This is a genomic window from Streptomyces cadmiisoli, from assembly GCF_003261055.1.
Classification (GTDB): Bacteria; Actinomycetota; Actinomycetes; order Streptomycetales; family Streptomycetaceae; genus Streptomyces; species Streptomyces cadmiisoli.
This window is the reverse complement of the sequence record NZ_CP030073.1, coordinates 1,830,014-1,851,554: the sequence shown is the minus strand read 5'-3', so window position 1 is coordinate 1,851,554 and position 21,541 is coordinate 1,830,014. Positions and strand designations below refer to the sequence as shown.

Annotated in this window: 30 protein-coding genes and 1 pseudogene; 2 read left to right on the top strand and 29 right to left on the bottom strand. The window is 71.7% G+C overall.

From position 1 onward, the window contains the following. Nucleotides 1–2: 2 nt before the first annotated feature. The 21 genes and pseudogenes from DN051_RS46425 to DN051_RS07605 all read right to left on the bottom strand — a co-directional run bounded on the left by DN051_RS46425 (nt 3) and on the right by DN051_RS07605 (nt 13,527). Nucleotides 3–362, bottom strand: coding sequence for an SPDY domain-containing protein (locus DN051_RS46425; protein ID WP_246041197.1), 360 nt, complete (start codon nt 360–362; stop codon nt 3–5). Nucleotides 363–405: 43 nt separating this feature from the next. Next, nucleotides 406–591 carry an SPDY domain-containing protein gene (locus DN051_RS46420; protein WP_246040973.1) on the bottom strand — a complete coding sequence of 62 codons (186 nt, stop codon included), beginning with the start codon at nt 589–591 and terminating at the stop codon, nt 406–408. A 207-nt stretch (nt 592–798) separates the two neighbouring features. Next, on the bottom strand, nt 799–1,311 hold the full coding sequence (locus DN051_RS07695) for a hypothetical protein (RefSeq protein ID WP_199314902.1): 513 nt from the start codon (nt 1,309–1,311) through the stop codon (nt 799–801). 73 nt (nt 1,312–1,384) lie between these two features. After that, nucleotides 1,385–2,203, bottom strand: coding sequence for an SPDY domain-containing protein (locus tag DN051_RS07690; protein ID WP_112442154.1), 819 nt, complete (start codon nt 2,201–2,203; stop codon nt 1,385–1,387). Next, nucleotides 2,194–2,550, bottom strand: a complete 357-nt coding sequence (locus tag DN051_RS07685; protein ID WP_112438349.1) for a hypothetical protein — start codon at nt 2,548–2,550, stop codon at nt 2,194–2,196. The genes DN051_RS07690 and DN051_RS07685 overlap by 10 nt, the downstream gene beginning before the upstream one ends. Nucleotides 2,551–2,577: 27 nt before the next feature. Then, on the bottom strand, nt 2,578–3,381 hold the full coding sequence (locus DN051_RS07680) for an SPDY domain-containing protein (RefSeq protein ID WP_112438348.1): 804 nt from the start codon (nt 3,379–3,381) through the stop codon (nt 2,578–2,580). Continuing rightward, a complete protein-coding gene (locus DN051_RS07675; RefSeq protein ID WP_112438347.1) occupies nt 3,378–3,761 on the bottom strand; it encodes a hypothetical protein in 384 nt (127 codons plus the stop codon). The genes DN051_RS07680 and DN051_RS07675 overlap by 4 nt, the downstream gene beginning before the upstream one ends. Nucleotides 3,762–4,036: 275 nt before the next feature. Next, complete coding sequence (locus DN051_RS46415) at nt 4,037–4,264, bottom strand: hypothetical protein (protein ID WP_246040969.1); 228 nt, start codon at nt 4,262–4,264, stop codon at nt 4,037–4,039. A 151-nt stretch (nt 4,265–4,415) separates the two neighbouring features. Beyond that, a complete protein-coding gene (locus DN051_RS07665) occupies nt 4,416–5,066 on the bottom strand; it encodes a hypothetical protein (RefSeq protein WP_112438346.1) in 651 nt (216 codons plus the stop codon). After that, nucleotides 5,063–5,821 (bottom strand): hypothetical protein, encoded by a 759-nt coding sequence (locus DN051_RS07660; protein WP_112442150.1) that lies wholly within the window; start codon nt 5,819–5,821, stop codon nt 5,063–5,065. The genes DN051_RS07665 and DN051_RS07660 overlap by 4 nt, the downstream gene beginning before the upstream one ends. Before the next feature lie 23 nt (nt 5,822–5,844). Further along, nucleotides 5,845–6,540 (bottom strand): hypothetical protein, encoded by a 696-nt coding sequence (locus DN051_RS07655; protein ID WP_162624884.1) that lies wholly within the window; start codon nt 6,538–6,540, stop codon nt 5,845–5,847. A 13-nt stretch (nt 6,541–6,553) separates the two neighbouring features. Next, nucleotides 6,554–7,399 carry a relaxase/mobilization nuclease gene (locus DN051_RS07650; RefSeq protein WP_112438345.1) on the bottom strand — a complete coding sequence of 282 codons (846 nt, stop codon included), beginning with the start codon at nt 7,397–7,399 and terminating at the stop codon, nt 6,554–6,556. Next, nucleotides 7,396–7,821 carry a hypothetical protein gene (locus DN051_RS07645; protein WP_112438344.1) on the bottom strand — a complete coding sequence of 142 codons (426 nt, stop codon included), beginning with the start codon at nt 7,819–7,821 and terminating at the stop codon, nt 7,396–7,398. Before DN051_RS07645 ends, DN051_RS07650 begins: the two co-directional genes overlap by 4 nt. 99 nt (nt 7,822–7,920) lie before the next feature. After that, entirely contained in the window at nt 7,921–8,418 is a 498-nt protein-coding gene (locus DN051_RS07640; protein WP_199314901.1) for a hypothetical protein, read from the bottom strand. 46 nt (nt 8,419–8,464) lie between these two features. Next, the gene (locus tag DN051_RS07635) at nt 8,465–8,773 is read right to left on the bottom strand and encodes a hypothetical protein (RefSeq protein ID WP_162624883.1); all 309 of its coding nucleotides are present in this window, start codon (nt 8,771–8,773) and stop codon (nt 8,465–8,467) included. Then, nucleotides 8,755–9,732: an MFS transporter gene (locus DN051_RS07630; protein ID WP_112438342.1), complete on the bottom strand. Its 978-nt coding sequence runs from the start codon at nt 9,730–9,732 to the stop codon at nt 8,755–8,757. Before DN051_RS07630 ends, DN051_RS07635 begins: the two co-directional genes overlap by 19 nt. An 18-nt stretch (nt 9,733–9,750) precedes the next feature. Then, nucleotides 9,751–10,940: pseudogene (locus tag DN051_RS07625) on the bottom strand (hypothetical protein). Further along, nucleotides 10,937–11,395 (bottom strand): hypothetical protein, encoded by a 459-nt coding sequence (locus DN051_RS07620; RefSeq protein ID WP_112438341.1) that lies wholly within the window; start codon nt 11,393–11,395, stop codon nt 10,937–10,939. Before DN051_RS07620 ends, DN051_RS07625 begins: the two are co-directional and overlap by 4 nt. Before the next feature lie 37 nt (nt 11,396–11,432). Beyond that, nucleotides 11,433–12,539, bottom strand: a complete 1,107-nt coding sequence (locus tag DN051_RS07615; protein ID WP_112438340.1) for a hypothetical protein — start codon at nt 12,537–12,539, stop codon at nt 11,433–11,435. Then, the gene (locus tag DN051_RS07610) at nt 12,532–13,215 is read right to left on the bottom strand and encodes a glycosyltransferase family 2 protein (protein ID WP_246040967.1); all 684 of its coding nucleotides are present in this window, start codon (nt 13,213–13,215) and stop codon (nt 12,532–12,534) included. The genes DN051_RS07615 and DN051_RS07610 overlap by 8 nt, the downstream gene beginning before the upstream one ends. Nucleotides 13,216–13,323: 108 nt before the next feature. Beyond that, nucleotides 13,324–13,527, bottom strand: a complete 204-nt coding sequence (locus DN051_RS07605; protein ID WP_246040964.1) for a hypothetical protein — start codon at nt 13,525–13,527, stop codon at nt 13,324–13,326. A gap of 37 nt (nt 13,528–13,564) precedes the next feature. Here DN051_RS07605 and DN051_RS44970 point away from each other — a divergent pair, with 37 nt between their 5' ends. Next, nucleotides 13,565–13,729 carry a hypothetical protein gene (locus tag DN051_RS44970; RefSeq protein ID WP_162624882.1) on the top strand — a complete coding sequence of 55 codons (165 nt, stop codon included), beginning with the start codon at nt 13,565–13,567 and terminating at the stop codon, nt 13,727–13,729. Between the two features lie 376 nt (nt 13,730–14,105). Here DN051_RS44970 and DN051_RS07595 read toward each other — a convergent pair whose 3' ends face one another. From DN051_RS07595 to DN051_RS07585, 3 genes are read right to left on the bottom strand one after another with little or no spacing between them, the layout of a single operon-like run. After that, nucleotides 14,106–14,462 carry a hypothetical protein gene (locus tag DN051_RS07595; protein ID WP_112438337.1) on the bottom strand — a complete coding sequence of 119 codons (357 nt, stop codon included), beginning with the start codon at nt 14,460–14,462 and terminating at the stop codon, nt 14,106–14,108. 26 nt (nt 14,463–14,488) lie between these two features. Further along, nucleotides 14,489–14,677: a hypothetical protein gene (locus DN051_RS07590; protein ID WP_112438336.1), complete on the bottom strand. Its 189-nt coding sequence runs from the start codon at nt 14,675–14,677 to the stop codon at nt 14,489–14,491. Between the two features lie 30 nt (nt 14,678–14,707). Further along, the gene (locus DN051_RS07585) at nt 14,708–15,559 is read right to left on the bottom strand and encodes a hypothetical protein (RefSeq protein WP_425471740.1); all 852 of its coding nucleotides are present in this window, start codon (nt 15,557–15,559) and stop codon (nt 14,708–14,710) included. Between the two features lie 190 nt (nt 15,560–15,749). On the opposite strand from DN051_RS07585, the gene DN051_RS07580 reads away from it, so the two are divergent. Next, nucleotides 15,750–15,935 (top strand): hypothetical protein, encoded by a 186-nt coding sequence (locus tag DN051_RS07580; protein WP_112438334.1) that lies wholly within the window; start codon nt 15,750–15,752, stop codon nt 15,933–15,935. On the opposite strand, the gene DN051_RS07575 is transcribed toward DN051_RS07580, so the two are convergent. From DN051_RS07575 to DN051_RS07555, 5 genes are all read right to left on the bottom strand, one after another. Then, nucleotides 15,910–16,482, bottom strand: coding sequence for a hypothetical protein (locus DN051_RS07575; protein WP_199314900.1), 573 nt, complete (start codon nt 16,480–16,482; stop codon nt 15,910–15,912). The two genes, DN051_RS07580 and DN051_RS07575, sit on opposite strands and share 26 nt — an antisense overlap. Before the next feature lie 14 nt (nt 16,483–16,496). Further along, on the bottom strand, nt 16,497–18,011 hold the full coding sequence (locus DN051_RS07570) for a VirB4 family type IV secretion system protein (RefSeq protein ID WP_112438333.1): 1,515 nt from the start codon (nt 18,009–18,011) through the stop codon (nt 16,497–16,499). A gap of 28 nt (nt 18,012–18,039) precedes the next feature. Then, nucleotides 18,040–18,501 (bottom strand): DUF6238 family protein, encoded by a 462-nt coding sequence (locus tag DN051_RS07565; protein ID WP_112438332.1) that lies wholly within the window; start codon nt 18,499–18,501, stop codon nt 18,040–18,042. 100 nt (nt 18,502–18,601) lie between these two features. Further along, a complete protein-coding gene (locus tag DN051_RS07560) occupies nt 18,602–20,074 on the bottom strand; it encodes an SCO6880 family protein (protein WP_162624881.1) in 1,473 nt (490 codons plus the stop codon). Between the two features lie 81 nt (nt 20,075–20,155). Beyond that, nucleotides 20,156–21,526 (bottom strand): SCO6881 family protein, encoded by a 1,371-nt coding sequence (locus tag DN051_RS07555; RefSeq protein WP_112438331.1) that lies wholly within the window; start codon nt 21,524–21,526, stop codon nt 20,156–20,158. Between the last annotated feature and the right edge of the window lie 15 nt (nt 21,527–21,541).

Here is a 21,541-nt window from a genome sequence, read left to right as displayed (position 1 = left end):
GGCTATGTGCTTCCGGGCGGGGAGGGAGGGGTAGCGGCTGCGGCCGTGCCTGGGCGGCGCTGGCCGTGAGGGGATCGAGGCCGTCGGCGTGGTGGTGTGTCGGGCGGGAGCGAGTGAACGCGGTCTTCCAGCGCGCCGGCGACGTACACGGCGAGCACGTCGGTCGTCCGGCGGATGACGACGTTCGGGTCGAGGGTCGGCAGACTGCGCCCGCTGTCGGTGCGGTGCACGGGCTTCGGATCGCCGAGCGCGGCGACAAGGTGTGGCGGAGTGTGCGCACCGAAGCGGGCCTGCCAGACCGTCTGGTGCATGCCGAGGGTGACCGTGACGAACCAGGCTTCCGGATCAGCCGGTGTTCGCAGCCGCTCGACGTACGCCGTCTTGTCGGGGGAAGCAAGGCCGTTGTCACCGTACGGTGACCAGCCGGCCTGCCCGGAGCGCTCCGTACGGGTGGTCGCAAGGCGCGTCAGCGGCTGGGGCCGGGTCGGTGAGGGCGTCGGTGAAGGCGGCGATCAGTTTGACGGCCGTGCGGGCGCCGAAGCTGGCGTACCAGGCGGGCCGGTCCGGCTCGGCGACGTGGTGCAGGGTCACCACTGGTCGTCGGGGTCGGGCTCCAGGCGCAGGAGGGCCTTCTGGTCGGGGCTGGAGAGCAGGACGCGTGGCATCAGGGGGTCGTTGCCGTGGCTCCATCCGCAGGCACGGTGGAGGGAACAGTGATCCAGGCGGGGTCACCACCGCCGGCGAGGCGGCGCGGCGTGATGAAGTCGACCTCGACGGTCTCGGGAGTCGGGGCCCTAGTCACTTCCGTGCCGCGGTTCGTCGCACGGGTGCGAGGGCAGGCATGGGAACCAGGGATGAGGGGGCCTTGCGGGCTGCGGTGTTGATCTCCCGGAGCGCTTTGCCGTGGGTGGCCCAGTCGTCGAGGTAGCTCCAGGATTCGGCGTGATGTTCGGCGAGGGCGTCGTCGAATTCGGCGGTGCCGGGCTTGGCGGTGGCGGGCAGGGCGTCGCGGGTGAGCAGCCATTGCTCGTGCAGTTCGTCAAGACGGTCGAGGGCCGTGTGCAGGACGCCCAGCTGGTATACCCAGCGGCTCATCACCGTGTTCTCCGGCAGTTGGGCCAGCTGTGTGTCGGCGCTCGCCAGCAGGTGCCGGGCGCCGTAGCGGAGCGGCTCGAACGCCTCGGCGGTGTCGGCATCGCGCTGGCTCTTGCGCATGCCGTAGGCGTGGTCGTCGTAGGGCCAGCCGTCGAGGCCGGTGTGCTCGTCGGAGTAGGCGTCCCAGGCGTCGAGGATCTTCTGGCTGTCCCGCACGTAGTGGTCAAGGTGGCGCAGGAAGTCGCGGTGTGCGTGGTGGTCTCGGGAGATGGGGAGGGGTCCTGTCAGGTCAGCGGCGAGCGGTCGGCTGCGCGGTACTGGCGTGCGCCGGGATCGTCGCGGGTTTCGTCTGCTGGCGGCGGGCTGAGCGTGCCTGGGCGCGCAGATGCTTGATGCGCGTGGCGTGGGCGTCGACCACCTGCTGCGGGCGCAGCGGGCTGGGCTCCTGTACGGCGCTGTAGTGGCCGGTGCGTTCGAACATGCCGCGCTGGAGCGGGCTGCGGTCGGTCAGCGCGGTGAGGAACGCGCTGACCAGGTGAGCGGGGGTGTGCTCGTCGAGGTAGGCGTGCCAGATGCGCGGGCCGGAAAACTCCCCGTGGCCGGGCTCGCGGGCCTCGATGTGCCAGGACGACCGGTCGTGGAATTCGCTCAACGGCCGCAGTTCGATGTGGCACATGGAGTCCGGCGAGCGCGCGCCGTCTGGCTCGTGGTGCCATCCTGCCGAGGTCACCTGCTGCCACGGGTCCGGCTGCTGTGGCGGCGGGGCGGTGACGGCGTCGGTGAAGGCGGCGAGGACCTCGGCGGGCACGAGTTCGCCGAACTCGGCGTACCAGCCGGGCTCGGTGCCGACGGGCTCCGCCCGTAGCCGCCACCACGCCGAGGTGCGGGACTGCGGGTCGAACTGGAGCCGGTGGCGAAGGTCAGGGCTTGCCAGGATGATTTCGGCGCTCAGGGGGTCGGAGACGGCGTTCCATCCGGCGGCGGCCAGGCCGTGGGTGACGTGGCGGGCGTCTCCGGGGCCGGCGAGGTGGCGGGGGCTGGTGTCGTAAGGGATCTGCACGGCGTGCTTGTCGGCGAAGGCGGCGAGCTGCCGTTCGCTCAGCGGCACCAGCAGCACCCCTGCTCGCTCGTCGGCGAACTGCCGTACAGGTCACGGAGATCGTCCAGCACGTAGTGGAGGGTGTGCTGGTCGGCCAGTTCCCACGCGGCCGTGCGCAGCTCGGCGATCAGCAGGTCGCCCTGCGCCGTGCGCGGCGCGTTAGGGCTCTCCTGAACGGCGCGGGCGAGGGCGCGCAGCGTGTCGGCGAACTGGACGGGTAGGCCCGTGTACTCGTCGAGGAGGGGCTCGACGAGGGCGAGGGCTTCTGCGGGGTCGGGGTTCTCGCGCAGGTAGTCGGTGAGGTCCGCGAGCGTTTCGGTCAGGGTGCGGATGGTGTCCGGGGTGAGTGCGGGCATCGGGCTCCTCGGGGCGGGCTATTGCGGTCAGCGGCGGGTGCGTGTGCCGCCGGCCGGGGTGTAGGGGCGGGCGCTGGTGCGCGGCCTGGTGCTGCGGGCGCTGTTGCGGGCCCAGGTGGCGGCGCGGGCGGCCGTGATGCGGGCCTGCTGCCACGCACTGAGCTGGGAGGGCTTCACGGACACCGACCAGGTACGGATCTGCGTGCTCATCGGCACGCGTCCGCGTGGGCGCATCACGGGGTCTGGGCTGGCGAGTTCCGTGGAGAAGGCTTGCACCAGGTGCATCGGGGTGTTCGGCGTGAAGTTGGCCGTCCAGCCGTTGCCCTGCTTGTCCTGCGCTCCGGTCCACCACATCGCCGCCCCGTCGGGGCTTTGCCGGTACTGCACCCACGCGGTGCAGTCGGGGCTCGTCGCCATGTAGTCCTGGCCCTCGAAGCGCGTGTGCCATCTCTGCTCCTGCAGAGGGGCCCAGACGTTAGGGGCATGGGCGGAACGGGGGCGGGTGAGGGCATCGGTCAGGCCGGCGACGATCTCCACTGGCGTTTGCTGGCCCAGGTGGGCGGACCACTCGCCGTTCGCTCCGTCGGCTCTGCCGTGGATGGTCCACCCGCCGGGGAGGACGTAGGGGTCGTAGGCGATGCGGACGGTGCGATCCGGGCTCTCCATGTGCAGGGGGCCGCCCGTCTTGGACTTGTCCCGCCAGCCGGAGGCGCGCAGGAACTCAGAGACGTGCCGGACGTCGCCGCCGCCGGCCAGGGCGCGGGGCTGGATGAGGTAGTGCTGTTCGGCCTGCTCGTCGGGTCCCCAGCCCTGCCACTGCTTCTTCTTCATCGGCGGCGCCGGACGACGAGCGGTGCGGGTGCCGGGGGCTTCGCCGCCGTAGTGGCGGGCTGGGCGCCGACGCGCTGGAGGGTGTCTTTGTGTTCGTCCAGGGCGAGGGTGATGTCGCCGAGTTCGTTCGAGGCACGGCCCAGGGCGAGCCACACCTCTGCGGGGAGCGCGCCTCGCTCTGCCTGGTCCTTAGCGAACACGCTGCCGGTGGCGACGAGGTGGGTGACGCCGCCGAGGACTCCGGTATCCGGGTCGAGCACGCGGGCGATGACCTGAGCGGCCTGGGGCGGGGGAAGCTGAGAGAGGTGGTCGGCGAGCTGGCCGAGCTGGCGGGTGATCTCGTCGGCCAGTCTCACCGGGTAGGGGGTGGGGTGGGACATGCTCCTCCGGGGCGGCGGACGGTCAGTGGTGGTGGCGGTGCCCGACGCGCTGTGTCTCGGCGAGGGCGGCCTCCGGGCGGGCGCCAGCCACCGGGGAGGTGTGGTCGGGGCCGGTCGGAATGCAGGCGCGCAGATAGCGGCGGAAGAGGGCCGTGGCGAGTCGGGGCTTGAGCCGGTTGCTGATCGGTGGGGGTGTGTGGGTTGCTACGGGTTTCTCCGGGTCTCGGGTAGTGAGGTGGACGGTCCCGGCGCGGTGCCGGGACCGCCCAGGCGCCTCACGGGGTGCGGCGGGCCGGGGTTGCAGGCGAGGGGGAGCCGGCCGGTGCCTGCTGCCGTGCGGCAGGGTGGCCCGCTCGGGAGCGCAGGTCGTGTACGGCCTGCCGGTAGGCGGATTCGTCGAAGACGTCGGGCGTGCAGTTGACCTCGTACCCGGCCAGGAGCCGGGCGGGGATGGCGCGGGTTGCCAGCCAGTTCTGTTCGTCGGCGTCGAGGTGTTCGGGCACGGTGTGCCTGATGTAGAGCGGCGCGTCCGTGGGGAGGGCGTGGCGCTCCAGGCCGAGGTGTTCCAGCAGGTGGTGGTCGTCAGGGCCTTGATGTAGATCCAGACGTCCGTGCCGTACTCGTCGGCCAGGTTGGCCATGTGGTTCTCCGGGGTCAGCGGCGGCGGGATTCCACGGGTTGCGCGCGGCTCGGCGGTGGTGAGGTAGTGGCCGGCCGCTGCGCAGGGCGTGCGGCGTGGTTGCGGGCGTGGAGGATGGCGCGCGCGGCCTCGCTCATGGAGGTGGCGGTGCTTCCGAGCCGTGCGATGGGATCGGGTTCCCCGGCGGGCGCGGCCCCTGGGAAGTCGCGGGCGGCGATCCAGGCGCGGACGACGACCTCTCTGGCGAGGGGCAGCAGCCCGTGGACGGGGGCAGCGACTTCGGTCAGGACCTCGGCCACCTCGCTGCTGGTTGTGGCGGCTGCGGCTTGCTCAGCGAGCCCCGCCAGGTAGCGCAGGGCGGCCTCACGTTCACCGTCTGGTGCGACCAGCATGTTCAGCGTGGGGTCGAGGTGGACGCTGTGCCCGGCGCCGAGCAGGGCATGCGAGGCTGCAGTCGCCTTCAGGCGCTGCTGCTCGACGGGCAGGCCGTGCGGAAGCCGGTGATAGTCCCCGCGCGGTCCGGGAGCGGAGAGGAAGCCGCCGGTTCGCTGGAGGATGTCCGCGGCCTTGTCGGTGCCGCCGATGGCTACGACCAGGTCAGTTCGGGGGTCCTTAGTGATGGTGACGTACTCGAGCACCCAGAAGTCGGGCTCCGTCTGTTTCACCGAGACCGGGTGGCCGGCGTGCGAGGACCGGCCGGGACGGGCGGTACGGAAGCGATGGCGGCGGTGGGCGCGGTCCGGCCTGCGGAATGCCGCAGAGCGGTGCCGATGCCGAGAGCGTCGAGGCGCGGGCCGATCTCGCGCAGGGCGCGGGCCTGGGTCTGGGTGTCGTCACAACTCAGGAGGTAGATGCCACTCTGCGGGTCCTGGACGAAGCCGTGGGCCATGAGGACAGCGCTGGCGCGGTCGTTGGCGGGGGCAGTAGCGATGCTGCCGTCCGGCTGCCAGGTCAGGACGACCCGGTCCGGCTGGGAGGGCTGGATGCCGCACAGGGCGTTGCGGCGGACCTGGGCGAGGGCGCTGTCGTATCGGGCGAGCAGGTCGTCGGCGACCTGCTCGGCGCTCAGGAACGGGTCATCGGCCAGGGCGATGCCGTTGGGCTCGGGAACGGCGCGGAACGCCTCGTCGGGCAGGGCGTGCGGGGCGACGGCGGCGATGAGGAAGCCGTCGCGCTCGTCGTGCCGGTCCAGAAGGACGAGCTGCGCACCGTCCTGTCGGCTCAGGACGGCGGCCTGCTGCAGGGGGTGCTCGGCGAGAGAGGCGGCGACCAGGTCCAGGTCCCAGATGCGGTTGGCGAGTTCGGCGAGGTCGTCCTTGGCGTCGGCCGGCAGGTGGGAGCTGGTCCAACTGTCGGGGAGTTCGCCGGCGAGAACGTCGGCGTACGAGGCGAGGCGCTCGGAGGTGTCGTGGTCGTGCATGGTGTCCTTGGGCGAGGTGGGGGTCAGCGGCGCAGCCCGGTGGCCATCGGGGGCGGCGGGGCCGGGAGGGTGCGCGGCGGTGGCGGGCAGGCGCACACGGCAGAGCGCTCTTGCTCGGTTGACGGGACTTCCCCGGTGCAGGTGCTGCGGCCGGGGTGCGGGGCATGCCGGTCGGCGAGCTGGTTGCGGGTCTCGGAGAGGTCGGTACGGATGACGCGAAGGTGCTCGTCGGCGAGGTAGCGCAGCCGCCGCGCGATGTAGGGGTCGGCCGCCTGGCCGAGCCCGTCGTGGAAGTCGGCGGTGGCGGTGAGGACTTCCTCGAGCGCGGAGAGGACGCCGTCGTGGGCGGCGGTCAGCTCAGTCAGTGCATCGGCCGCCTCGTCCGTAGTGGCGGCCTCGCGAAGGCGCTCGGCGACGTGGGCAACGGAGGGCCCCAGCGGCAGGTAGCTGGCCGGACGCGAGTCGGTGTCGAAGTCCGCGTCGCAGTCGACGTGGTATCCGGTCGCCCGCAGGCGGGCCACGGCGTCGGTGGCGAGACGGGACTCGTCGTCCTCCGCTAGGCCGGTCGGGGCGCGGTGGTACGTCTCATGGACTCGGACGACGGCGACGAAGCCCGCGCGCTGGAGGATGCTGTGTGCCTCGGAGTCGCCGCCGCGGGCAAGGAGTTCGTCGGAGTGCGGGTCGCGGCGGATGTCCAGGAAGCGGTCGGTGCGGGGCAAGGAGACGTTTCTCCTACGGCGATCGGTGGGCGTTGTGCCGGACGGCGTCCGGTGCCGGGACGGCGCGGGGCTGGACCAGGCGGTTTGCGGTGGTGTCCAGGTCCTGCTGGATGGCGTAGAGGCGGCGGGCGATCAGCTCCAGGCGGTGTGCCGTATCGGTGCCGGCTGCTCCCGGCTGGCGGGCGATCCGGTGCGAGGCGTGCTCGACGAGTCCGCGTACCGCGGCCAGAGGGCCGGCCTGTTCGTCGGCGAGCTGCCTGAGGATGGTCGCGAGCTGGGCCGACGCCGTGAGCGCCGCGCGGACGGCAGGCCGCGAAGGGGGGTCGGATCGGACAGGGATCAGGTGGAGGTCCTGTTCGATGCGACGCGCCTCCTGTGCCAGGCGTCGCAGTTTGTCCGCGGGGGGAGCGTGCCACGCGCCGTCGAGGTGGATTAGGTTGGCGATCAGATCGAGGCGCCCTGGCTGGGCCTGGACAGCGATCCATCGGCAGCCATGTTCCTTGCCGGGGATCTCGATGCCGGCGGCTCGTGCCAGCCGTTGAGCGACCTCGGCCCACTCCGGTCCGGTCAGTTCCCGGTCGTCCGGGTGAAGGCGGATGTCTAGGTGGAGGATCGCCCGCCGGTCGTCGTCGGGGCTGGCGGCGAACGGATGCTCCAGGTAGGGGTCTTCGAGGTGCTCGGCCCACTGGACGGACGTCCAGATCCTCTGCTCGTCGTCCAGGGTGAAGTAATCCAGGCCGGGCCAGTGGGCGACGATCGTGTGCTCCGTTGGGCCCTCGTTCGGTGAGACCGGCCGCCCCAGCGCCTCTTCGAGGGGGTCGTGGGGCCGGTGGGTCCGCTCGTGCAGGCGGGGGATCACCGGCCGTTCCGGATGTCGGCGATGTGCACGAGCTGGCCTAGGGCGGTGGTGGTGTACCAGCCGCAGTCGATCAGTTCGTCGCGGTCGGCGAACCGTGTGAGGAGGGTGTCCTCCATGGCCCGCAGATAGATCAGGCAGTCAGGGCAGCGGCGTGAGAGGTGCACGAGGTAGCGGGGGTGGGCGGTGACGTAGGACTGGGCGCCGCCGGTCGCATCACGCAGCCGCCACCCGTCCTCGTCGGTCGGGGTGTGCCAGGAAGGGGCCACGACGCGCATCGCGTCGCCCCACAGTTCTCCGCCGGCCACCCCCTTCAGGACGACGACGGTGTCACCGGCCTGGAAGTGGGCGTGGGTGATGTCCCGGTCGGGGGTGAGCGGGTCGGTCGTCGGCGCGAACGCCGAGGTGGGAGGGGGCTGGGACATGAGTTCCTTCCACGCGATTGATGGCGGGGTGGGAGCATCAATAGTCCGGAGGAACGCCGGTTTGGCTAACCGGCGTTTCCCGGCTATGTTGCCCCGCCGTCAGCGGAAGGGGTTCTCCGTCCCGCGGTCCGCCTCACTGGCCGCGTCGAGGAGTTCTTGCAGGTCAGTGCCGTCGGCGTCGCGCTGGTCGATCCACCATCCGGCACGGGTGATGGAGCGGGCCTTCTCTTCCAGCTCCGCCCAGTCCGCCTCGTCCCAAGTGCCCTCGACGACGAGCGCGGTGTGCGCGGCCGTCATCAGTTGGTGGCGGGAGCGCTCGCCCCAGTCCAGGGCCTTCTCCGGGCCCTCCAGCTGCGGCATGTCGAACTGCTTGGCCCACGCGACGGCTGCCTCCTGCTCCTCGGCACGCTTGGTCGCGAGCCACTCGTCCTTGGACTCGGAGTCGGCGTCGCGCGCCGCCTTCCAGCAGTTGGTGCAGTCCTTCGACGCGAGCCAACGGGCAAAGCCTGCCCGCTTGTCGGCAGGGCGATTGGACAGGTCATGATCCACGCTGTGGGAGCAGGCGTGCTCCACGGTCCAGTGCGTACGCACGGCCATAATTCGTTCTCCTCAAAAGGGGTTGGAAGGTGGGGGTGCGCCCAGATCAGGGCGTCTTGTGCCGGCCTCGGAGTGGGCGGCGGTGTCGGCCGCGCGGCCGGTGTCCGGCGGGGCGGAGCTGTCGGCGCGCGGCGAGAAGGACGGCGAGGGCGAAGGCCGCGCCGGCGGCGGGGAGCGCCGCGCTGGCGAGCGTCTGCTCGGCGAGGCGTCCGGCCAGGGCGGTACCGGCGGACTGCCCGACGCCGATCGAGAGGATCAGCCACGCATACGCCTCGCTGGTCCGGCCCGACGGTGCGAGGGCATCGGTGGTCACGCAGGCGCGGGCGACCACGACGGTCAGGAACGCTCCGGGCACTGCGATGGCGGCGGTGGCCGCGAACGGCGCGGGCTGGGTTGCCAGCGGAGCCATCCGGCGAGGAACGCGGCGCTGGCGATGATCTGTCGGTCGGCGGTGGTCCGACTCCAGGTGCGGCTCCCGTAGACGAGGCCGCCCAGGAAGCTGCCGGTGGAGAACGCGGCGGGGATGATGCCCGAGAGCATGTCGTGTTCGTGGTGCTCGGCCATGGCGATCGACCACACGTTCATGGCCCCGATCGCGAACCCGATGCCGGTGAGCGAGACGAACAGGAGCGCCAGGCCGGGGCTGTTCAGCCGGCGAGCGGCACCGTGCCGGGTGTCGGCTGACGGCGTCGGTCGCCAGCGCCGCGATGGCGGAGCGAGTACGACCACGGTGGTGCCGGCCAGGCCGAGGACGGCGGTGACGGTGAGCGCGACGGTGGGGTGGTGCGCGGAGGCGAGGGCGGCGACGAGCAGGGGGCCGACGATGTACAGCAGGCCCTGAGTGCCGGTGTCGAGGGCGGGCGCGGCGTGCCGCAGGCGGGCTTCGGGCAGCACGCTGGGCCACAGGGCCCGCAGCCCGGCCTCCAGGGACGGGGTGGTCAGGCCGGCGGCGACGACGATGGCCGTGGCGAGGCCCGGTCCGCCGTACGGTCCCGTCAGCGGAAGGGCCACCAGGAGAGCCGAGTTGAGCACGCCGGCCGGAAGATGCACTGCCGTCTGGCCGTGGCGGTCCATGAGGCGTCCCTTGACGGGCTGCACCACCGAGGAGGACAGCCCGTACAGGGCGCTGAGCAGTCCGCCGAAGGCGATGCTGCTGCCGCTCGTGGTGGCCCACAGGAGGATGGCGACGGGCGCCATGCCGTTGGGGAGTCGGCCGGTGAGAGTGCCGCCGAGGAGGCGGGCGACGTACGGGCTTCCCAGTACCGCGCCGTAGGTGATGCGCGGTGCCGGGGCCGGGGGTGCGGTCGCGGACAACGGGTGCTTTCTCGGGGTCTAGCGGTGGCGGGCGGTCGTGCTGGCACGGGGTGGTGGCGTGGGCGGGGTGGTGTCCACGGCTGGGCGCGGGCGGGCGCGCAGCACGGGGGTGCGGTGCGGGGGCAGGACGGCGACGGTCGCGCCGAGGTCTTCGGCCGCCTCTTCTACTTCGCGGGTGAGGAACTCGATCTGCCGGCTCAGCGCTGCGAGGCGGGCGGCGATCTGGCGGCCCTGCACGGTCTCCAGGGCGCTGGCGAACTGGCTGCTCGTCTCCAGGAGTTCCTGCAGGCGGGCCATCGGGCCGGCGACGTAGCCGCGTTGGACGGCTCCGAGGAGAGCGTTCGATGCGTCACCGGCGGTGTGGCCTTCGACGACGTCGCGGATGAGTTCCTGCAGGGACACCTCCGGGGCCGGTGCCGGCCGGTTGAACCGGGAGACGTCCGCGCGCAGGATGCCGGGCGGGACCGGAGCGGGCAGGGCCTTGCCCGCCTCGTACTCGTGGGCGTAGTGCCCGATCACCTGCCAGCCCGGTACCCCCGGATCGCCGCGCAGCGCGACCACCGTCGAGTCGTTGCCCTCGACCAGGTAAGCGAGGGTGATCGACTGCCCGTCGGCGGCATACCACGACTCGGTCAGCTCCAGCTCGCCGCGCCGCTGCGCGGCCTGGGCCCTCTCGGTCCACATCTGCTGCTCCTCGTCGGTCAGCGAAGCCTTGTGGTGCTGGCCGTCGCGCTGGTCGGCGAGGTTGCTGGCGACAGAGCTGTGGTCCGCCCAAGCGGTGAGGTGCGGCCACAAGGCCGCGTGCTGAGTGCGTTCGGCCTGGGAGCCAGGGGCGGCCGGCCGGCCGAGGCCCGGTGGATCTCGGCGGCGGAGGCAGCCAGGCCGTCCAGGACGGCCCGCCACCCGGCCAGGTGCCGGGCGGGTGGCAGCTCGTCGAGCACGAGGCGGGCGGCATCGAGGAGAGCCTCGGCGTGCGGGGCGAGGTGAGTGGCGTACGCCTCCACCGCCGCCTTGTCGCGGTGGGCTCGTGCGGCTGCCGCGGCGCCCGCGTGGACGGTACGGCCGTAGCGGTCGCGTGTCATGTCGAGCGTCGCCTCGGTCTCGCTGTCGATGACCGCCATCCGCAAGCGGAAGTCGCGTGCCCCGTTGGCCAGTTCGGAACCTCTCGGCAAGGGGCCGTCGGGGGCCGGGCTGCTCGCGGGTGTCATCGAGACCGCCCGCCGGTCGCGGCTGTCAAATGGACGGTCGGAGCGTACGAGGGCTTCGGCGGGATCGGCCGGGCCGCCGGCGGGGAGGTGGTGGGCGGTGCGGAGCGCTGCGTCGTCCGGCCGGCGGCGGCCCGGGCGAGACGGCTGCGGCGCTCCTGGAGTCCGTTGGGCCGGACGGGGCGCGGCGGGCCGGCCGAGAGGGACGGGTCGAGGCGGATGTCGGCCTGCACGGTGTAGCCGTGGCGGCGAAGGTCGTGGACGGCTTGGCGGGTGCGGCGGACTCCGTCGCGCTCGGGCTCGCTGAGCCGGTACAGGCCGGGTTCTCCGGGAACGGGCTCGAACTGCTCGCGCTCCAGGTACCAGTGGGCGAGGTGTGCGGTCAGGTTGGCGGTGAAGGAGGCCACGAAGCCGTGTTCCTCGTGGTCGCCGAAGGCGAAGTGGGTGCCGGGTTGCAAGGTGGCGGGGTTCTCCTCGGGGCGTGGGGCGGAAGGGTCAGGGCCCGCGGTGCGCGGGCCGGGCCGCGGCGAGGGGGCGGGCTGGCGCGGTGACGGGCAGGGCCGGGCGACGGTGGGGTGCGCTGATGCGGGCCTGACGCAAGAACGGTTGGCCGTCGGTGAGCCACGTCTCGATGGCCGGCCAGGCGCGTGCTCGGCGCTCCTGCTCCGGCACGGAACCGCCGTGGACGATCTCGTCGAGCAGGGCTTCGGCATCGATCACGGCGTCGGCCAGACGGGAGAGGGCTGCGGCATCGTCGGGCCACGGGCTGTTCGCGGGTTGGCACCGGTCGAGCAGCGCCGGGGCGTGGTCGACGACGGTCAGGAAACGGCGCCAGGCGTGGTCGAGGGACAACTCCGTCGCGGCGCCCAGGGCGGCGGCGCTCAGCGGGGTGGCGTCGCTGTAGCGGCCGGAGGCGTTCATGGCCTGCCAGGTGTCGTGCTCGGAGCGGATGTCCCCGAGCACGGCGGCGATGGCCGCCGTCTGGCGGGCGTGGACGGCCTGCTCATAGGCGGGGAGGTACCGGTCGGTGAGGGCCTGGGCAGCCCGTCCGGGGAAAGACGGCAGGACGATGCTGCGCGGGGCGTGGGGATCGCCGTAACCCCCTTCGAGCCCCTCGGGTGAGAAGGCCCCCACCAGGTAGTCGAGTTGACGGCCGGGACGCTCGATGAACAGCAGCGTGGTGCCCTGCACCATGTCGGTGAGGAGCGCGGCGTAGGGGATCCGCTCGCTCTGGACGGCGCGGCCGAGTTCGCCGCTGTCCCAGATCCAGGGGACCAGGTCTTCCTGCCAGGCGGGGTGCGAGTAGATCTCGATCGAGGCGTGCCACTGGCCTGGCAGGAGGCGCGCGAGGTCGCGGGCGGCGTCGCCGATGAACCGGCGGCTGCTCGTGTGCACGCTGGTGCGGTGCCGCTTCGCGCACGTGACCAGGTCGACCACGGTGGTCTGGGTGCCGTCCGCGGGCAGGTGCCAGACGCCGTCGTCGTCCCGCTGGAAGCCGCTCTCCGCGAGGGCGGTGTGCGCCCACGGATACTGCTCGCCCGAGGCGATGGCGACGATCCCGGACTCCCGGCTGTGCGACAGGATGATCTGCGCTTCAGCCATGGACCAGGTCCTCGCCACCGCGCAGGACGGCGCGCAGACTGCGGCCGTACGCCCAGGCGTGCTCGCGGGCCGCCGCCTCCAGCTGGTCGTATCCGACCTGGGCCGTCATCTGGCCGTTCCACTTGCGGTACCTGTATACGGGGACGGGCAGCAGGATCCCGGGGGCGAGAGCGGTGACGCCGAGGGCCGCGCAGTAGTCCTCGCCCTGGACGAGGCCGCCCATCGGCGCGGCGCGCACGAGGTCGGTGCGGGCGAGGATGGTGGTCGGCCCGATGGGGATGGTGTCCGTCGGCGACTTCCAGTACGTCCACACGTCACCGGCCTCGTGCCGGCCGGGCGGCGTGGGGCAGCGCCACAGAGTGGTCGAACCGTCCGGGTGCTGGTCCTCGCTCCAGCCGGCGCACCAGCCGACTCTCGTCGACTCCAGGGTGTTCAGCCGTACGGCCATCGCATCGTCTGTGAACAGGTCATCGTCGTCGGCCCAGTTGGTGTACGGGGTGCGTACGTGAGCGAGGGCCAGGTTCCTGGCGCAGGCGGCGCCGACTGGACGGGGCACCGCCAGCGTGCGAACGCGCGGGTCCTGCGCGAGCGGGGTCGGCAGACGGTCGGGCGAAGCACCGTCGAGCGCGATCACGGCCTCCCACGGCACGGACTGCCGGGTGAGGCTGGCGTGCATGGCGGTCAGGTAGTCCAGCCGGTCTTCGCGCAGGCGGCTTGCGATGACGACGCTGATCAGGGGCGTGTTGTACGGGGGCAGAGAAGGCTCCGGGAAGACGAGGGGGAACTAGCGTCGGGCGGCGGGGCGCTGGGTGCCGGCCTTCGCCAGGGCTGCGGCAGGAGCGCTCTGGGGCTGCCTGCCGCGCGATGCCCGGATGGCGGGCGGGGAGTCGAGGGAGGACCAGGCCGCCGGGTGGTCGTTGAAGGCGGTGCGCGGGTCGATGGACCAGCTCACGATCGGGCCGATGTCCTCGTGCAGGAGGCTGATCACCTCGACGCCCTCCTTGTGCAGGACGTACGACTGGGCAGTGCTGATCGGCTGCGGGCTGGGCGCGCTCGTCCTGGTGCTGAGGAAAGTCCCGATCGTGTTGCGGGAGTGCAGGAAAGTGGCGGCGGCCTATTACGACTTGCTGGACGAGGTTGACCGCAGGCGGCGGGCTCGCATCGCACGCCGGCAGCCAGGCGAAGAGTGATTAGGCGGAGGCCTCGGACCAGTTCCGGGGCCTTCTGCGTGCAGAGAGCAGCGAGGCGTTACGGTTCGGCGCATGGAGATTCCAAGGTGGGCCGGTCGCGCGGCGGCCGCAGTGGTCGTGGCCGGGGCGTTGATCATTCGGCGTGCGCTCCAGGATGCTGCGGCGCAGTCAGAGACTGCCTCAGACTCCGGGTACGACTGGTCCCAGAACGAGATGAATTGGCACTGGCGTTGCGAGTGCGGCGCCCAGTCTCGTGGCGGCGACATCAAGGCTGACACGGAGTACAACGCCCAGCGGCACCAGTGGCGCAAGTGGAGCAAAGGTACGGGGCACCCGATGCCTGAGGTCTATCAGAAGCCCTTGTAGGTCGTAGCCGCTAGGAGCGGTCGACTGCGTCGGGGTCTTCAGGCATCCCGAGTGACATCTCCTGGATGTACGCGGATGTGGCAGCGAGGCGCTCTTCCACCGACACGTCATCCCTGTGCCGACCGGACGCTTCGGCGGCTTCGAAGGCTCTGCGCTGTCCGACTTCCATGACGGCCATCATGCTGAGGTTGAGAAGGCCGGCGATGGCGGAGGTGATTTCGGACCGTGCGGGCTCGGGAACGTCGGCGAGCCCGAGGGTGGTACTGATGTGGGCTGCCGCGAATGACCGGTCGCGTTCTGCCCAGAGCGTGAGGAATTCGATGGCGATCTGGGTCGCGCGCTTCGGGCGGGGGCGATCAGTGCTCATGCCTCACGGTAGGGCGATTGGGAGGGTTACGCGCGTCGGTGAGCTGGACAGATGACGGTTCGGTAGTCGACGTGACCGGCGTCCCAGAGCTGCTCGGTACGGGGAAACTGGTCCGCGTACTGCGCGTGGCGCTGATAATCGCTGGCCCAGATGCCCGGCAGGCGGTCAGCGAGGCCGGTGGCGAAGGCGGACAGATCGGTGCGGGGCGAGGTCATGTGTCCCTGGAGGGAGGCGGCGGTGCGCCGTCAGCGCGTGTGCCGCGGCGGAGCTGACGGGAGGGCTCGCGGCGGAAGGGACGGTGCACGAGCCGGGGTGGAGGGCAGCCGCGGTGCGGGCGCGAGCGGGGTGAGGGCCCGCATCCGGTCCTCGGCCACGTGCAGGACCTCTCCGAGGCTGCGGATCTCGGCAGCGGCGTCGGCGAGGTCGTAGGACAGGTCGAAGCCGTCGTCCTCCTTGGCTTCCTTGGCTTTCTCGCCGGCTGCTTCAAAGAACTCGCCGAGCTGTGCCAGCAGGCCGTCGGTGGGTTCCAGGATCTGATGCAAAAGGGCAGCGGCATCCGCGTGCGACTCGGCTCCGTTGAGCCGGTCGGTCAGCTCGCGCAGCGCGTCGCCGTAGACGTAGGCGGGGCGACGGTCTGGTGTGCCGGGGGCGTCCTGGGACGGGGGCGGTGGCGTCAGTTGGGGCGGGTGCACGTGGGGGCTTTCGTGGGGCAGAACGGGGTGCGGTAGCAGTCCGAGCTGGGCGAGGCGGTGGTCGATCGCGTCGATCAGGGGTTGGGCGCTGCCGCCGTGGCGGGCTTCGGGGTGCTGGCGAGCGCCGGGGTTGTCGGAGGGGGCGGAGTCGTAGAGGACTTCGAACAGCGTCTGGTCGTCGGGGTGCTCGCGGGTCGCGATCCAGCCCTCGGGGTCTCCGGGCGGGTGGTCGGAGGACGGTTCCTGCGGCGGACTGATGATCAGGTAGCTGTTGTCAGGGAGCGAGACGCGCACGATGTAGGCGCTGAGGCCGAACTCGATGTCGCAGGGCAGTCCGCGCGCTCGCAGCGGCGTGGTGATGTGCGCGTGGCGACGCCACAGCTCCTGCCACCACGGTATGTTCACGTCGCGGTGGTCGGGAAGTGGCGCGAGCGGAGTCGCGCGGGCGGCCGTAGCGTTCGCCTCGTCAGCGGCCACGGATTCCCCTGCGGGACGCCCGTCGGTGTGACGGAGGCGTTCGGCGAGCGAGGTCGGCTTCTGGCTTCGGGACCGGCCTGGAGTCGAGTTCGTACTCGTCGTAGGCGGCGATCAGGTCGTGTTCCAGCTGGGCTGCACGATCGGCGACTTGCGCCATGAGGTCGTCGTGCTCGGCCTGGCACTGCTGGTATTCAGCCCAGTCGGCGTCGCTGAAATGAGCGGGGCGGTTCAGAGCATTCCTTGGGATGTGGGTGGATCGGGCTTCGGGGCAGGCGCGGTCAGCGGTGGCGACCGCCCGGCCTAGTTGGCGGAGGCGCCGGCGGGCCTTCCTGACGGGTGAGCGTCGCGAGGAAGCGTTGGAAGCCGAGGTGGTCGTCGAGTTCCTTGGCCGCGTCACGAAGGGATTCCGAGGTGCGCCGCAGGAAGGCGCGGGCTGAGGCGTGGTCGATGACCATGCGATTCGCGAGGTAGTGCCGGTCGGTCGGGTTGACAGACCGGGGCAGGGCAAGGGCACACTCCGCAGACTCGGTGAAGTGCGGGGCTGCGTGGCTCGACATGGTCGCCGCCGTGCCGAGATGCTTCAGAACGGTGCCGCCGGCGCGGGTGGTGTGGTGTGGGCTCCGGGCGAAGTTAGCAGTGAGCCGGAGGACATCGCGGGAGAGGTCCTGTGCGTCGGTGGCGTGCTGGAGCAGCGCGGTGTAGGAAGGCGTGGCCGGTGCGTGTCCGTTCTCGTCCAGCAGCTCCCACTGCTGGGCAGCGTTGAGCAGTTCGTCCTTCATCGCATTGAGCGCGCCGATAAGCTGGAACACCTCGTCGCTCGGTATCAAGTCGCGTTGGAAGTCGGGCTTCACGGGCCTCTTGGTCCTCAGTGCATACGGGCGTCGGTGTCGAAGAGCGCCAGTTCATGGCTGTGCAGGAGGTGCTGAACGATGAAGCTCCGACCTGCGACTTTCCACAGGCCACGCCCTCGGTTGAGGTGCGCGATGGCGTCCATCTCGACGGAGGTCAGACCGAGCAGGGATGCCGCGGCGTGGAGCTGGTCGGTCTCCTGGCGGTAGATGATCCGGGTGCTGCAGTCGGCGAGGAGTCCCTCGGCCAGGGCCCGGCCTTGTGATCCGGCGTCGCCAGCGGTGAGCAGGTCGGACAGCCGGTGGATGACCATGAGGTTGGCGATGCCGAGGCCGCGGCTGAGCTTCCACTGGGCCTGCATGCGCTGGAGCAGGCCGACGTGCCGCATCAGGCGCCATGCCTCGTCGTACACGATCCAGCGCCGGCCGCCGCTGGGATCGGAGAGGGCGGATTCCATCCAGGCGCTCGCGCAGGTCATCGCCAGGACGAGGGCGGTGTCGTCCCCGGAGCCGCCCAGGCGGGACAGGTCGATGGTGAGCATCGGCGCGTTCGGATCGAATGCGACGGTGGAGGGGGCGTCGAACATGCCGGCCAGGTCGCCGTGGACCAGGCGCCGCATGGCGTGGGCCAGGTCTCGCGCTGCGTCGCCGAGTTGGCCCGACTTCATCCCGGCGGCCTCGTCGAGCTCGTGGGGGTTGTTGAGGGCGGCGGCGACGTCGCCGAGGAGCGGGGTGCGGTGCGTGTCGGCGGCGCGGGTGACGACGGCGTCGAGGGCGACGTCCAGGGCGGTGTGCTCCATGGGCATCAGGTCCCGGCCCAGGATGGTGCGGGCGAGGGAGCTGAGCAGGAGCAGGCGCCGCTTGCGGATCTCGCCGACCCAGTCAGCCTCGGCCACGCTCTCCGGGCGCGGGGCCGCGTCCAGGGGGTTCAGGCGTCCGGGCAGTCCGGGACCGAGGGCGACGGACCGGCCGCCGAGGGCCTCGGCGACCGGCGTCCACTCGCCCTTCGGGTCGCACGGTACGTAGACGCGGTATCCGAAGGCGACTGACCGTAGCGCGAAGGACTTCGCGAGGGCGCTCTTGCCCTGGCCGATCACGCCGGCGAGCAGCAGGTTCGGGTTGGTGAATCCCTCGACCTTGCCGTACAGAGCGAACGGGTCGAAGACGAACGACGCTTCTGCGTGGACGTCGCGGCCGATGTAGATGCCCTCGGCGCCCAGGCCGCCTTCGGCGAGGAAGGGATAGGCGCCGGCCGCGACCGCGGTGGTCATGCGGTGGGCGGGCAGCCGCAGCTGGTTCCCGCGCGCGGAGGCGGGCCCGGGGCGTCCGCCCGCTGGGTAGAGCGCGGCGGGCATCTGGTGCTCGGCGGGCGGGCTGTCGTTTTGGTGGGCGCCTGCTTCGGCGCGGGCTTTGGCGGTGGCCTCGGCGAGCTGGCGGCGGGCGGCCTTGCGGCTGGCGCGGTCGGTGCCGTGGGGGGTGAACAGCGGGCTGGCGGACGCGCGGCGGGCGCGACGGCCCGGCCGGTGGCTCATCGGGGGCCCTCGATTCTGCGGGTGGTGCTCATCGCACGCAGGCCGTGCTGTGCGGGCGGAGGTCGGTGGGGGTGGTTTTGCGGCGGACTATGTGTCCGGCGGTGAGGTGGCGTTGGCAGATCGTCAGCACGGGCGGGCCCTCGGGGAGCCGTTCTGGATGGCAGGCGCTTGTCTCGGCGTCGGCCTGGAGTATGCCGGGCAGCAGGTGGAAGGCGGCGTGGACTTCGCTCGTGGCCTGCCAGAGCCTGGTGTGGGCAGTGGCCAGGTGACGTCCGGCGGCCGGGTGAGGGTGCCGGGTGTTGTCGGCGAGCCGGTCCAGAAGCTGGAGCAGAGCGGTGAGGTGGGCGTGCAGCACGTCAAGGTGCAGACGATCTCCGGGCTTGGGCGGGTCCGCGTCCGACGGCGCTAGGGTCCGTGCGTGGTGGCGGATGCCGGCGCTCGCGGCGCGGAGGTAGGGGTGCGCGTCGTCGGGGCGCGTAGGAGAGGTCAAAGGTGGTGGTCCTTCCTGCCGGTAGGCAGGGTGGTGAGGGGCGCCCCGTCGCGGGTGATCCGGAGTGCGGTGGGTCGGGGTGCGCGCGGGCGCCGTTGGTTCACAGGGCGGTGCGGGCGAGCGGGAGCGCGGTGAGGGCGAAGGCGTCGGGCTGCTGGTAGTTGAGCCGTCGGAGGTCGACGCCGGAGGTGACGGCGTGGGTCTCGATCTGTGCGCAGGCGGCGTCCAGGAGGGCGTCGGTCTCGGCCGTGACGGTGACCAGGCCGGTCAGTGCGACGTCCGCGTGTCCGGCGATGAGCTGGCGTTCGCGGGTTTTGACATCGGCGTACTCGACGGAGTCCTCTTCGGAATCGACCTGCCCGCGGCGGGCACGTTCGTTGGCGTCGGCGATGATCGCGGCCTTCTTGCGCTGGACGTCCCGCAGTGCCGACTCGAGCCCCTGCGGCACGTATATAAGGGAGAGGCTGCGGCGCACGCCGGCCGTGAACATCAGCCCGTGCAAGAACCCGGCCCCCATCTCGGTCCTCGGCCAGTTCTCCACCCAGTACGTCGCGTGCCGTGCGCTGTCGGTGGCGAGGCGGTCGTACTCCTCGAACTGGACGACGGGACCGGCGGCTGCGGGGTCGGCTTCGGCGCGGCCGGTCTCGGACCATTGCTGGAGCGCGGCGAGGGCCTTGGGGTCGTAGGCGGTGCGAATGACGGCGGCGATTTCCCGTGCGCTCAGCCAGCCGGTGACCTGGAGACCTGCGTTGCGGGCGGCCTGCGCGATGGACGCGGTGGTCTGCTCCATGACGGTGAACGCCCCGGGCAGCCCTCCGCCGGCCTGGTTGATCAGGCGCCGGGCGGCCTTGAGGTCGAGAGAGATGGCGAGGTAGGTCTCGTGCGGGGCGGCGGCGGGGCCGGCAGAGGAGACCAGCTCGGAGTAGATCTGTCCGGCGACGGGGGTTTGGGACTGCCCGTTGTGGGTCCAGTGGCGGGTGAGGGTGTCGCCCGAGTCGGGGACGGTGCGTTCCAGCACCTGCACGGTGGCGATGTGCCCGGTGCGGGCGATGCCCGCGAGTGCGCGTCCCCAGCTGTTCACGTTGTGGTTCTGGGTGGCGGGGTCGAGGAGGGCGAAGGCGCGGCTGGTGACGCGGGCGATGGCGGTCAGGGTCTGCTGGTGCGGGTCGTGGACGGCTGCGGCACCGTTGGCGGAGTCGCCGGGGGTGACCACCTTGAGGGAGGCGGCGGTGCCGGGCAGATGGAGGACGCCGTCCTGCCGGGGCCGAGTGACGGGCCGAGCGAGCCAGAGGGTCTGGCCGGTGCGGCGACGGTGCGCATACCGGGTGACGATCGGCGCCCAGTCGATCAGGGAGCGGCCGTGCCGGCGGATCGCTACGAGTGCCCCGGATGCCGCCCACAGCGGTGCCAGGGCGACGGCGCCGAGCAGTCCGGTGGAGATCACCGTCATCAGCAGCAGGGCCAGCATGCAGGAGACGAGTACAAGTTGGGGCAGGGAGAGGCCGAGGAGGATGCCGCGGCGGCTCCGGTGCGGGAACTTCACCGTGACCGGGGCGACGGAGAGATCAGTCAAGGGGCGGGTCCTGGAGGCGCGGGTGGAACCCGAGGGCGGGAGGGCGCGTGCACATCCCGCCCCCGGGGGTCGGTCTGGGAATCAGAGGCCGGTCGGAGGCGGCGGGGGTCCGCTGGCCCCGCTGGACGGGGCATTCTGCGCGCCGGAGGACGGGGGTGCGCCCTGCGGCGGCGGGGTTGTGGTCGGCGGAGTGGACTGCCATCCGCCGCTTTGCCCAGACGCGGCGCTCGCGCCGGATCCGCCAGGCCCCGGGCTGCCGCCCACCTGGCCGCTGGTGTCGTCGGACACGCTCGTCGGCGCGGGCTGGACGGGCTTCTCCAGGCCGGACTTGACCGCGTCGCCGCCGGGCGAGGCCTCCGTTCCGCCGCTCTGCGATCCCTCCTTGCCCTCGCCGCCTCCGCCGGTCGGGTTGGCAGCGACGTCGCCGGGGAACCCACCGCCGTCGGGGCCCTGCGGTGCGGCACCCGCGCCGGCGGCAGCGCCCCCGGTTCCGGCGGTGGCCGCAGTAGCGGCGGCCTTGCGGGCGGCCTTCTCGGCGTGCGCCTTCGCGATCTGCGCACCGGCGCCGCCGGCACGGTGGATGGACTCCCCGTCGGTCCCGTCGGCCGCCCAGTGCACGAACTTGAAGACCGCGTACGGACACAGCAGCACCAAGATCATGATCACGATGCCGGACATGACGTCGGCCAGAGCGGCGATGCCGTCCTTGGTCTCGGTTTTGCCCATGGCGGCGATGCCGATCACGAAGATCACGGTCATCAGCAGTTTGGAGACCACGAGGGTGGCGGTGGCTTCGATCCAGCCCTTGCGCCAGCGCCGGGCGACCTCCCAGCCGCCGCCGGCGGAGGCGAAGACGGCCAGCGTGACCATGACGAGGATGCCGACCTTGCGGACCATCATCACGCACCAGTAGAGGAAGGCGCCGATGGCTGCGCCGAGGCCGGCGACGACCGGGACGAGCCAGCCTAGCCCGGCCAGCGACGCAATCTGACTGACCTTCACGATGCGGCGCACGGCCGCCTCGATGTCCAGGTTCGCGGTCTTGAACAGGCCGTCGCTGACGGCGTCGACGACTTCGACGGCCACCGTGGTCAGGGCGATGGCGCAGAAGGCGAACAGGACGCCGCTCATGGTGCCGGTGAACGCTTGTGTCAGAGCTTGCCCGTCGCGCCGGATGGCGGCCCGGACCAGCTGTGCGCAGAACGTGGCGACCAGCAGGACCAGGCCCAGTGGCAGCAGCATCTCGTAGTTGTCACGGAACCATCCGGCGTTCAGATCCACCTTCGTGGTGGTGTCGACCGCCTCGGCGGCCAGGTTGGCCGCGGCGGCGGCCAGTTCACCGGCGGACTTCGCCATCCAGTCACCGATGGCCTTGCCGGGGTCCGAGGCGAAATCCACCGCGTCGCCGACCGTGCACAACTTGTCGGCCAGGGGGTAATCACAGAAGCCCACGGGGAGTTGCTCCTC

Coding starts and splice junctions, on each gene's coding strand:
- DN051_RS07590 (WP_112438336.1), bottom strand. CDS start 14,677: ATGACCTCGCCCCGCACCGATCTGTCCGCCTTCGCCACCGGCCTCGCT.
- DN051_RS07685 (WP_112438349.1), bottom strand. CDS start 2,550: ATGCCCGCACTCACCCCGGACACCATCCGCACCCTGACCGAAACGCTC.
- DN051_RS07675 (WP_112438347.1), bottom strand. CDS start 3,761: ATGTCCCACCCCACCCCCTACCCGGTGAGACTGGCCGACGAGATCACC.
- DN051_RS07595 (WP_112438337.1), bottom strand. CDS start 14,462: ATGAGCACTGATCGCCCCCGCCCGAAGCGCGCGACCCAGATCGCCATC.
- DN051_RS07680 (WP_112438348.1), bottom strand. CDS start 3,381: ATGAAGAAGAAGCAGTGGCAGGGCTGGGGACCCGACGAGCAGGCCGAA.
- DN051_RS07615 (WP_112438340.1), bottom strand. CDS start 12,539: ATGGCTGAAGCGCAGATCATCCTGTCGCACAGCCGGGAGTCCGGGATC.
- DN051_RS07610 (WP_246040967.1), bottom strand. CDS start 13,215: ATGCACGCCAGCCTCACCCGGCAGTCCGTGCCGTGGGAGGCCGTGATC.
- DN051_RS07640 (WP_199314901.1), bottom strand. CDS start 8,418: ATGGCCGTGCGTACGCACTGGACCGTGGAGCACGCCTGCTCCCACAGC.
- DN051_RS07660 (WP_112442150.1), bottom strand. CDS start 5,821: ATGCACGACCACGACACCTCCGAGCGCCTCGCCTCGTACGCCGACGTT.
- DN051_RS07570 (WP_112438333.1), bottom strand. CDS start 18,011: ATGAGCCACCGGCCGGGCCGTCGCGCCCGCCGCGCGTCCGCCAGCCCG.
- DN051_RS07645 (WP_112438344.1), bottom strand. CDS start 7,821: ATGTCCCAGCCCCCTCCCACCTCGGCGTTCGCGCCGACGACCGACCCG.